The organism is Hansschlegelia zhihuaiae (assembly GCF_004103825.1).
Taxonomy (GTDB): Bacteria; Pseudomonadota; Alphaproteobacteria; order Rhizobiales; family Methylopilaceae; genus Methylopila; species Methylopila zhihuaiae.
Genome location: NZ_RYFI01000005.1, coordinates 152161 through 158297, shown reverse-complemented (window position 1 = coordinate 158297; position 6137 = coordinate 152161). Strand labels below are relative to the sequence as shown.

Here is a 6137-nt window from a genome sequence, read left to right as displayed (position 1 = left end):
GGGCGTCGCCTCGCTCGCCGACTGCGCGGTGACGGTCTACGCCACGGTCGCGAGCCGTGGCGGCGCCGAGCGCGGTGTGCTGGACGCAGGATCGAAGACGCTGACCAGCGATCCCGGCGGACTCGATGGCCATGGCCTGGTGCTGGGCTACGAAGCGGCGCGGATCCACGCGCTGTCGGAGGAGCACGGCTTCCTCGACCTGTCGGCCTGTCCGGTGAAGCCCGCCGTGGGCGAGATGGTCCGGGTCGTGCCGAACCATGTCTGCGTCGTGGTCAACATGGTCGACCGGCTGGTCGCGGTTCGCGGCGACCGGATCGTCGGCGAGATCGCGGTCGCGGCGCGGGGCATGAGCGTCTGACTTTCGGGCCTATGCGAGGGCCTCCTCCACCATGCTTCGCATGGTCCCCCTCCTCCGCGATGCGGAGGAGGATCAGACGCGCCGCCCTTTCTTCCTCCCCTGCGAAGCGGGGGAGGGGGACCGCGGAGCGGTGGAGGGGGCGGGCGTGGAGCGCCTCGCTTCACCCCACCGCCAGATAGCGCGCCGCGCCGTCGGCCAGCACCTCGATCCCGAGCGCCAGGTCTTCCTCCTTGGTGTCCTCGGCCCAGTGGTGGCTGATCCCGCCGATCGAGGGCGTGAACAGCATCGCGGCCGGCATGATCTGGGCCACCACCTGGGCGTCGTGGCCGGCGCCGCTCGGCATCCGCCGCCACTGGCCGGGCGCCTTGGCCTCGGCCGCGGCCGAGAGCGCGTCCATCATCGTCGGGTCGCAGAGCGCGGGGACCGCCTTGCTGATCGCCTCGACGCGCACGGGGCATTTCTCGCGGCGGTCGCTCTCCTGTGCGAGCCTGCGGAGGCAGGCCTCCATGCGCTCCAGAACCTCGACCGAGACGTCGCGGAACTGGAACAACACCTCGGCGCGGCCGGGGATGATGCTGGGCGCGCCCGGATCGAGCGTGATGCGGCCCGTGGTCCAGACGCTGCGCGGCCCGCAGACCCGCGGGAACTCCCGGTCGATCTCGGCGAGCAGGCGGACAGCGGAGAGCCCGGCGTCGCGCCGCTCGGCCATCGTCGTGCCGCCGGCGTGGTCCTGCCTTCCCTCGAAGACCAGCCGGAATTGCCAGATCGCCACGATGCCGGTGACGACGCCGACGCGTTCGCCTGCGCTCTCGAGCGTCGTGCCCTGCTCGATATGCATCTCGAAATAGCCCTTGTAGCGGGCCGGATCGAGCAGCATGCGCGGCCGTCCGGCGAGCCCCGCGGCCTTCAGCGCCTCGGGCAGCGGCGTGCCGTCGGTGCGGTTCCTCGCGTCGGCGATCTCCTCCTCCGAGATGTCGCCGATCGCCGAGCGGCTGCCGAGGAAGCCGGCGTCGAAATGGCCCTCCTCGTCCGCGAAGGCGATGACGTCGACCGGCAGGCCCGCTCGGGCGAGCGCGAGCGCCCCCATCACCCCGAGCGCGCCGTCGAGCCAGCCGGCCTCGTTCTGGCTCTCGATGTGGCTGCCGGCGAGCAGATGCGGACCGGGGCCCTTGTGACGGCCGATGACGTTGCCGACGCCGTCCATCTCGGGCTCGAGCCCGACCTCCGCCATCTTCCGCATCAGCCACTCGCGGGACTCCATGTCCTGCGGCGAGTAGGTTGGCCGGTGCACGCCGGTCTTGAACGCGCCGATCCTGCGCAGCTCGTGGAGGTCGGCGAGGAAGCGGGCGGCGTCGGCCGTCATGTCAGTCTCTCCGCAATTTCTGGCGTGATTGGCTTGTCGTGAAACACCGCCGTCATGCCCGACGGCAGTCGGGCATCCACGACTTACTGGGATCGTAAAGCTCCACGTCCAAGTCGTGGATACCCGCGCGAAGGCGCGGGCATGACGGGTCCGGCCAGTCCGGTCGCGCCTGCTCCAATCTTGAAGGCGATTTCCGCGACCGTCACGCAAGTCTCGTCAGAAGTCCCGTCATCATGCGGGCGCGGCGCGGCAGGCTGTCGATGAGGATGTGCTCCTCGAGCGTGTGCCAGCCTTCGCCGAGGACGCCGAGCCCGTCGAGCGAAGCGACGCCCATCGCCCCGGTGAAGTTCGCATCAGATCCCGCGCCTTGGGCCCCATGCGAGAGGTCGACGCCGAGCCCGGCCGCGACATCGCGGGCGAGCTCATACATCCGCATGGTTTCGGCGCTCGGCTCCCAGACCGGCCGCGTGACGCCGCGCGTGACGCGGAAGCCGCTTCCATCCGGCGAGACATTGGTCAGCGCCAGCATGCGCTCGACGCCGCGGTCGAGGTCGGCTTGCCGCTTCGCCATGCTGAGCGCCTCGCCGCGGCATGAACTTGCGACGCAGTTCACCCAGCGGCCGCCATGCACGACCCCGACGCTGAAGGTGCAGTCCTCGTCGGTCATCGCCTCGATCTCGCCGATCCGCCGCGCCATCTCGGCGATCGCCGAACGGCCGCGCTTGAGGTCGGCGCCGGCATGGCTCGACTGGCCGGTCGCCTCGAGGTCGAAGCGCGCGATGGCGTAGCGGCCGGTGACGACGCCGTCGCCGGGCAGGCCGGGCTCGGGAACCAGCACATAGCGGCTCTCCGCAGCCTTCGCCTCGATGATCGCGCGACAGCCGGGGCTGCCGATCTCCTCGTCGGAGGTCAGCAGCACGCGGACGGGCAGGGGCGTCTCGACCGAGGCGCGGGCGAGCGCGGCGATCGCCTCGATCGCGGCGTATGTGCCGCCTTTCATGTCGAGGATGCCCGGTCCATAGGCGCGCTCGCCCTCGCGGCGGAAGGGCAGGCGCTCCAGCGTGCCGAGCGCGTGCACGGTGTCGAGATGGCCCATCACCAGCACGCCCGGCTCGCCGGCGCGAGTGTGCGGGAAGGTCCCGAGCACGCAGTCGCCGAGGCCGGGTGGGCCGGGGATGCGGGTGATGTCCGCGCCGGCCGCCGCGAGGTCTTCCGAGGCGAGGTCCATCATCGCGTTGACGGCCTGCGGCTCGAAGGTCGGACTCTCGCATTCGACCCAGCGCCGCAATCCGGCGAGCATCTCCTCGGTGTCGAAGGCGTCGGGTCCGAGAGTCATGCGGCGTCCCTTCTTCTCGTCGCGCGACGAGCAAGGATGGGGCCAGCCCGGCGGTCAATCGAGCTCGACCTGATAGCGCAGCTTCGCGGTCCAGCTTTCGCGATGTTCGACCCGGCGTCCGTCGAGCCCGTAGGCGACGCGCCGCACGCGCAGCACGGCCGCGCCCTCGGCGAGCCCAAGCGCCTGCGCGGTCTCGGCGTCGGCGGCGTCGAGCGCGACCTGGTCTTCGGCTCGGACGATCGTGACGCCGCATTGCCGCTGGTAGAACACATACACCTCCTCGCTCAGTTCGACGCGGGGATCGAGCTCGAGCTGGAGAAACAGGTCGGCGGGCAGGGCGATGCGCTCGAACACCAGCGCCTCGCCGGCCTCGCTGCGGATGCGGGTGAGGCCGACCACCCGCGCGCTTTTCTCCAGCGCGAGATGCGTCCGCTCGGCGGCGGTCGCCGCCCGCACGGTCCGCCGCAGCAGGCGCGCGACGGGGTCGAACAGGCGGCCGTCCGCGTGAAAGAAGCGTAGGAAGCGGAAGCGCGAGCGGGCGCTCGAATGCGCCACGACCTGCGTGCCGCGGCCGTGCTGGCGCTCCAGCAGTCCCTGGTCCACGAGGTCGTCGGTCGCCTTGCGCAGCGTGCCGATCGAGACCCCGAACTCGCGGGCCAGCTGCTGCTCGCTCGGCAGGTAGCCGCCCGGCCCCCAGACGCCGTCGATGATCTTGCGGACCAGGAGCTCGCGGGCCTGCTGATAGAGCGGCCGCGGCGCCAGCGGGCGGCCAGGCGAGGACTCATGCCCTTGGTCAAATGTCATCTATATGACCTAAGACTGTTGACATTGGATTGGTTCAAACTAGCCTTGGGCGCTGTCCGGGCCAACACCTCTATGCGGGTCCGGCGCGAGACGACGCACGGGACCCATGACCCTCAACGCCGACACGACCTCATCCGACAGCCCGGAGGGCGCGCTCGCCGTGCGCGTCTGGCGCGGCGGCGCGACCGGCGCGTTCCAGACCTTCGAGGTCGCGCGGCGTCCGAACCAGACCGTGCTCGACGTCGTGACCGAGATCCAGCGCGAGCAGGACCCGACGCTTTCCTACCGCTTCGCCTGCCGGGTCGGCATGTGCGGCTCCTGCGCCATGGTGGTGAACGGCCGCCCGCGCTGGACCTGCCGCACGCGGGCCGCGGCCGTCGTCGAGCGCGACGAGCTGACGCTCGAACCGCTCCGCAACCTGCCGGTCGTGAAGGATCTCGCGGTCGACATGGAGGCGTTCTTCGCCAAATGGCGCGACGCGAAAGGCTTTTTCGAGCCGGGTCCTGAACCGGCGAACGACTTTGCGGTCGTCGAGCCGTCGACCCCCAAGCGGCAGGCCGCCGACGCCGGCGTCGAATGCATCAATTGCGGCGTCTGCTACTCGGCCTGCGATCTCGTCGCCTGGAATCCCGACTATCTCGGTCCGGCCGCGCTGAACCGCGCCTGGACGCTGGTCAACGACGTCCGCGACAAGGGCCAAACGGCGCGGCTCGCCGCGGTCTCGGGCGACGCCGGCTGCCATTCTTGCCACAGCCATATGAGCTGCACTGAGTTCTGCCCGAAGGCGCTGGCCCCGACCTTCGCCATCGCCGGCCTCAAGCGCGCGACCGCTCGGCGGCTCTGGAGGCGCGGATGAACGCCGGCCTCTATCTCGCGCAGCGCGCCACCGCCGCGATCCTCGGCGTCGCGGTCATCATCCATCTGGCGACGATTATGTATGCTGTCCGCGGAGGACTGACGGCGGGCGAAATCCTCGACCGGACGTCCGGCCATGCTGGCGTCTTCGCCTTCTACGCCGTCTTCGTGGTCGCGGCCGCGATCCACGCGCCGATCGGCCTCAGAAGCGTGCTGCGCGAATGGACCGTCTGGCGCGGCCGCTCGCTCGACGTCGCGGCGCTCGGCTTCGCGGGCCTGATCCTCGTGCTCGGCCTGCGCGCCGCCTATGCGGTCTATGCGGCATGACGATCGCGTCCGAGACCTTCCGCGCCTCGCGCCGCAAGCCTGGTTTTCTGGCCGCCGCGCTGCACCGGCTGTCCGGCGTCGCGCTCGCGATCTTCCTGCCGCTGCATTTCCTCACCCTCGGCAGCGCGCTCGCGGGCGCCGACCGGTTCGAGAGCGTGCTGGCGCTGACCCAGAACCCGCTGATCAAGGCGGCCGAGTGGGGGCTCGTCTCGGCGCTCGCTCTGCACATGGCGCTCGGGCTCCGGGTGCTCGCGATCGAGTTCTGGGGCTTTCGAGAGCGCACTGCCGTCACGGTCTCGGCCGCCTGCGGCTTCGGGCTGGCGGCCGGGCTCATCTTCCTCGCGAGCGCGTCGTGACCGCGGCCTTCGGATTCCCGATCGCGACCCTCACCGTGCTGTGGGCCGGCGCCTTCATCGGGGCGCTCGCGGCCGGCGGCGCGGGCTTCGCCTTCGCGCTCGCGGCGTCCTCGATCTGGCTGCACAGCTTCGAGCCGATCCAGACCACGGCGCTCGTGGTCGCCTGCGGCACGCTGGTCCAGCTCGTGACCTTCCTGCCGTTCCGCCGTTCGGTCGACGCCCGGCGACTGTCGCCCTTCGTCATCGGCGCGCTGGCGGGCGTTCCGATCGGCGTCGCGCTGCTCTCGACCGTCGACGCCCCGACGCTGAAGGTCGCGATCGGCGTCGGGCTCACGATCTACGGCGCCTATGCGCTGCTTGCGCCGCGCCTGCCGGTGATCGAAAGCGGCGGTCGGCCGGCCGATGCGGCGGTGGCCTTCGCGGGCGGCGTGCTGGGCGGGCTCGGCGGCTATTGCGGCGTGCTGCCGACGATCTGGGCGCAGCTGCGCGGCTGGCCGAAGGCGACGGCCCGCGGCGTCTGCCAGTCCTACATCCTGGTCGCGAATTTCCTGACGCTCGCGCTGGTCGGCGCCATCGCGGTCGACGACGAGAGCCTGAAGCTGTTCGCGCTCGCGCTGCCGGCGCTCGCCGCGGGCGGCTGGCTCGGCTTCGCGATTTACGGACGGCTCGACGAGGCCATGTTCAAGAGGTTCCTCGCCGCGATGTTGCTGGCGTCCGGCGTGGCGCTCCTGATCTGAG

Annotated in this window: 7 protein-coding genes and 1 pseudogene; 5 read left to right on the top strand and 3 right to left on the bottom strand. The window is 70.9% G+C overall.

Annotation, left to right across the window (positions count from 1 at the left end):
• Window positions 1–358, top strand: a pseudogene (locus EK403_RS23005) (D-TA family PLP-dependent enzyme); the annotation flags it as partial.
• 160 nt (window positions 359–518) lie between these two features.
• On the opposite strand, the gene EK403_RS07340 reads toward EK403_RS23005, so the two are convergent.
• From EK403_RS07340 to EK403_RS07330, 3 genes are all read right to left on the bottom strand, one after another.
• The gene (locus tag EK403_RS07340) at window positions 519–1721 is read right to left on the bottom strand and encodes a Zn-dependent hydrolase (RefSeq protein ID WP_128776850.1); all 1203 of its coding nucleotides are present in this window, start codon (window positions 1719–1721) and stop codon (window positions 519–521) included.
• A gap of 202 nt (window positions 1722–1923) precedes the next feature.
• Window positions 1924–3057 (bottom strand): M20/M25/M40 family metallo-hydrolase, encoded by a 1134-nt coding sequence (locus EK403_RS07335; protein WP_128776849.1) that lies wholly within the window; start codon window positions 3055–3057, stop codon window positions 1924–1926.
• 54 nt (window positions 3058–3111) lie between these two features.
• Window positions 3112–3861, bottom strand: coding sequence for a GntR family transcriptional regulator (locus EK403_RS07330; RefSeq protein ID WP_128776848.1), 750 nt, complete (start codon window positions 3859–3861; stop codon window positions 3112–3114).
• 106 nt (window positions 3862–3967) lie between these two features.
• On the opposite strand from EK403_RS07330, the gene EK403_RS07325 reads away from it, so the two are divergent.
• The 4 genes from EK403_RS07325 to EK403_RS07310 are packed head-to-tail and all read left to right on the top strand — an operon-like array spanning window position 3968 to window position 6136.
• Complete coding sequence (locus tag EK403_RS07325) at window positions 3968–4717, top strand: succinate dehydrogenase/fumarate reductase iron-sulfur subunit (protein WP_128776847.1); 750 nt, start codon at window positions 3968–3970, stop codon at window positions 4715–4717.
• Window positions 4714–5043 carry a succinate dehydrogenase gene (locus tag EK403_RS07320; protein WP_245479558.1) on the top strand — a complete coding sequence of 110 codons (330 nt, stop codon included), beginning with the start codon at window positions 4714–4716 and terminating at the stop codon, window positions 5041–5043. The genes EK403_RS07325 and EK403_RS07320 overlap by 4 nt, the downstream gene beginning before the upstream one ends.
• Window positions 5040–5399, top strand: coding sequence for a succinate dehydrogenase, cytochrome b556 subunit (gene sdhC / locus EK403_RS07315; RefSeq protein ID WP_128776845.1), 360 nt, complete (start codon window positions 5040–5042; stop codon window positions 5397–5399). Before EK403_RS07320 ends, sdhC begins: the two co-directional genes overlap by 4 nt.
• Window positions 5396–6136, top strand: a complete 741-nt coding sequence (locus tag EK403_RS07310; protein WP_164919528.1) for a sulfite exporter TauE/SafE family protein — start codon at window positions 5396–5398, stop codon at window positions 6134–6136. The genes sdhC and EK403_RS07310 overlap by 4 nt, the downstream gene beginning before the upstream one ends.
• Window position 6137 lies beyond the last annotated feature (1 nt).

What these genes read in the sequence shown, in the direction of transcription:
- EK403_RS07340 (WP_128776850.1), bottom strand. Translation starts at nt 1,721, where the DNA reads ATGACGGCCGACGCCGCCCGCTTCCTCGCCGACCTCCACGAGCTGCGC.
- EK403_RS07335 (WP_128776849.1), bottom strand. Translation starts at nt 3,057, where the DNA reads ATGACTCTCGGACCCGACGCCTTCGACACCGAGGAGATGCTCGCCGGA.
- EK403_RS07330 (WP_128776848.1), bottom strand. Translation starts at nt 3,861, where the DNA reads ATGACATTTGACCAAGGGCATGAGTCCTCGCCTGGCCGCCCGCTGGCG.
- EK403_RS07325 (WP_128776847.1), top strand. Translation starts at nt 3,968, where the DNA reads ATGACCCTCAACGCCGACACGACCTCATCCGACAGCCCGGAGGGCGCG.
- EK403_RS07320 (WP_245479558.1), top strand. Translation starts at nt 4,714, where the DNA reads ATGAACGCCGGCCTCTATCTCGCGCAGCGCGCCACCGCCGCGATCCTC.
- sdhC (WP_128776845.1), top strand. Translation starts at nt 5,040, where the DNA reads ATGACGATCGCGTCCGAGACCTTCCGCGCCTCGCGCCGCAAGCCTGGT.